Annotated in this window: 3 protein-coding genes; all 3 read right to left on the reverse strand. The window is 37.3% G+C overall.

The features are described 5' to 3' along the window. Positions 1 to 2 precede the first annotated feature (2 nt). The 3 genes from AC1DPQ_RS22285 to AC1DPQ_RS22295 are packed head-to-tail and all read right to left on the reverse strand — an operon-like array spanning position 3 to position 3197. Positions 3 to 1076: a glycosyltransferase gene (locus AC1DPQ_RS22285; protein WP_477610905.1), complete on the reverse strand. Its 1074-nt coding sequence runs from the start codon at positions 1074 to 1076 to the stop codon at positions 3 to 5. Further along, entirely contained in the window at positions 1073 to 2059 is a 987-nt protein-coding gene (locus AC1DPQ_RS22290) for a glycosyltransferase (protein ID WP_477610906.1), read from the reverse strand. Before AC1DPQ_RS22290 ends, AC1DPQ_RS22285 begins: the two co-directional genes overlap by 4 nt. Then, complete coding sequence (locus AC1DPQ_RS22295; RefSeq protein WP_477610907.1) at positions 2040 to 3197, reverse strand: glycosyltransferase family protein; 1158 nt, start codon at positions 3195 to 3197, stop codon at positions 2040 to 2042. Before AC1DPQ_RS22295 ends, AC1DPQ_RS22290 begins: the two co-directional genes overlap by 20 nt. Positions 3198 to 3255: the final 58 nt, after the last annotated feature.

Genomic DNA, 3255 nt, shown 5'->3' on the forward strand with positions numbered 1-3255 from the left:
CGTTAAATACTCTTTAGCGATAACTGTGGTATCATATTTATGCTTAGCGGTCTCTCTACAAAGTTTTCCGTTAAATACTCTTTAGCGATAACTGTGGTATCATATTTATGCTTAGCGGTCTCTCTACAAAGTTTTCGGTTTATGGCGTTAACTTTTAACAAAGACTTAAGCATCTCTTCTTCATTTTCTACAATGAAACCAGATATTCCTTCGTCAATTACTTCAGGAACAGAGCCTCTTTTAAAACCAATCACAGGAGTGCCACATGCCATGGCTTCCACCATCACCATCCCGAAAGGTTCATCCCATTCTATGGGGAAAAGTAAGGCTTTTGCTTTTCCTAAATATTCATTTTTTTGCTCATCATTTAAGGCACCTAGGTAAATAATTTGCTCTCCATCAAACAAAAGTTCAATTTCATTCTTGAAGTAGGTATAATTATCTAGAGTAGTTGGGATATTTCCTCCAATCCATAGTTTATGGTCTGTTTTTTTTGCAATAGCTATGGCTGTATGAAGGCCTTTTATCTTATCTAATCTCCCTAAAAACATTAATGGGGCATCATGAACTGCCTTTTCTTGCAATTGATAATTGGAAAAATCAATGGCATTGTAAACAGTTTTCCAGGTTCCCGCTACATTACCTGTACTCACGCAATAATTACTGCAGGCAGTAAATACTAAATTTTTATTTGGCAACGATGTCGCCAATTTAATCCCTTTTTGTGCAACAGGCCTACCATAAGTCATGATTTTATGGGCTTTAGCATTTAGAATGGGTAAAAGGTAAATTAAGCGACCAAAATTGTGAATGAGATCAAACTCATTTCTTTTAGCAAAAAGAAACTTCCAAGCAGATAATACCTCTTTAAAATGCTGAAATTTAGACCGTTTCAAATCATTTTTGCCAAAGCTGTAAGCCTTTCCACTGATGTGTGAATTTGGCCCAGCCAATAAGCTTACTTCATGCCCAAGTTTATGGTATTCTTCGGCAAACATAAAAACCAGTCTTTCATGCCCGCCATATAGTGGCGGTGGGACGGGAATTCCAGGGTCCATGATCAATAAAATTCTCATGAATAAACCTCGTTTAAAATTTCCAAGATCCGTTCGGCACTTCTTTCCAAGCTCAAATGCTTTAAAATGTAATTCCTTGGGGCATATTTGTCATTTGACACGCCCTTCATAAATAAAGGTAGTTTTTCTTTAAATTCATTGAAATCTTTGAATTTTTCTCCACAATCTTCGCAAAAATAGGGGACTGAACTTGCAGGTACAGCTTCCGTTTCGCCCCACGCTAATCGATGAGGATCTAACCAAAATCCCTGATCCCATGCCAAAATGGGAACATTCATGGCCATTGCCTCCTGATAGGCTATACCTTGACTTTCATGCTCACAAAGGAAAATCATGCCATAGCTGTTGGATAGTTGCTTTTGATAGGTCTTGATATCATAATATCCATAACGAATGAGGTGATAGTCAATACMTTTTTGGTCAAGTTGATTTAATATAGGCTTGAGTAATGTTTCTTCGTTTTCAGCCTTATTCCAAAGGAATTTCACATAAATCAGCATTCTTTTAGCTGCACCTGAACTAGGCTTCCAAAATGCTGTATCTATTCCACTCGGCCAGGTTTTACATTTTCCTGTACCATACCATCGATTGTAAAGTGATACTGTCCATGGAGAATGCTGAAGATAAGTAGCTACAGGATATTGCTCAAATAAATCTGGCCATTCAGCTGGATGTGTCATTAATGCAATACCTGCAACAATTTTATTTGATTGATGGTAATGCTCCAATACCTTGGGCCCACCTAATACAATGATTTGATCTTTAGTTGTTAAGCGCTCAAATGGGATGTTTATCTCATATTTAATATTCAGCTTATCAAAGGATTTACAGAGATTTTTAAAAACTTTTTCAATTCCACTGGTCTTTTTCTTCTTGATAAGATTGCGTAGCAAAGGAATAAGGTAACGATCGCCGGGAATAAAACGGTCTTTGCTTTTCTCTAAATGGAAATAAATGATAATTCTATTTTCTATTTTGCCCATTTAGAACATTAATAATTTGTTGAAGGGTGCTAGAAATATTTAGCTGATTTAATGCTTTTTGCTGTCCAGCAGTACGTAGATTAGTTCTGCGTTGTTTATCTTGAGCCAACATTTTGCACTTGTCTAGAAAATCGTCAACTTGCTGGTAAGTTAGTATTTCTCGATCTAAATCGTATAAATCTTCCAATCCTTCTGTATATTCAGTGAGGTAACATGCCCCTAGCATAGGTGCTTCAATATCTCTTAATCTTGAATAGGTATCGGGTTGATGCATTGGAAAGTTGAAACACGGGTAGCGATTGATCCCTAAGGTGATGGCGCTTTCTCGAGTGATTTTTACATAATCATCAAAACGAGGTTTGCCTTTCAGTAGCACTGATAAAAGTTCACTAATCGTTGGATCATAAGATTTATGTTTGAGTTTATGATAAAATGAACGGATGCCATATTTCGATATAAAGTTGATCTGGTTCTTCAGTTTTCCTAAGGTAGAAAAAACCGGACTGGCACTTTCTGGGGCTTTATCTATCCAACCACTTCCATAGATATCGATTTTGCTGCTTGGCGCCTGTTGCAGTAGCTGTTCAAAAAATAGATGTCTTTGAATATCTTTTGAACCGATAAATACAATCTGATCTGTTTCTTCAGCGGCGATATTACGGTATTTTTGTTCCACCCACATCGGCATGGGGAGGTTCAGGAAAGGTAATTTCGCTTTTTGGTAAAATTTGACGGCTTTGTGTTCTGGAACCCAGTTCAGGTCGAAAATAGCAAATTCCTCTGGTACTTTCTTGAACATCCTCACATGGTCGCAAAAGAAATTGACACATGGAATGCCCATTTTTTGTATTTCGGCAATGGCAGCTGTATCAACCTGTTCCGGATAAAGATAGCTTAAGAAAAGATCAACTGGATTTTCTTTCAAGCAAGCGACTGTTTTTTCCCAAGACGAGGTTTTCCACGCTGAAAATTCTTCATCGCTCTGCTGAACCAAACCTTTTGCCCAATCAATGTCTTTACATTCAACCCAGGTTGCACCGAATTCTTCGATTCCATTTTTGATGTAATATTCCCAAAAACTATAGGGCGCAACGGGATGCTGAATCGGTGATTGAAGAAAGGAGATGAAAATTTTCATTTTCTAAGCAAAGTTCTTCTAAGACTTAATATCTTTTCTGTACGATTAAATCCAAGCG

This window comes from Pedobacter sp. 01T416_2 (genome assembly GCF_056398925.1).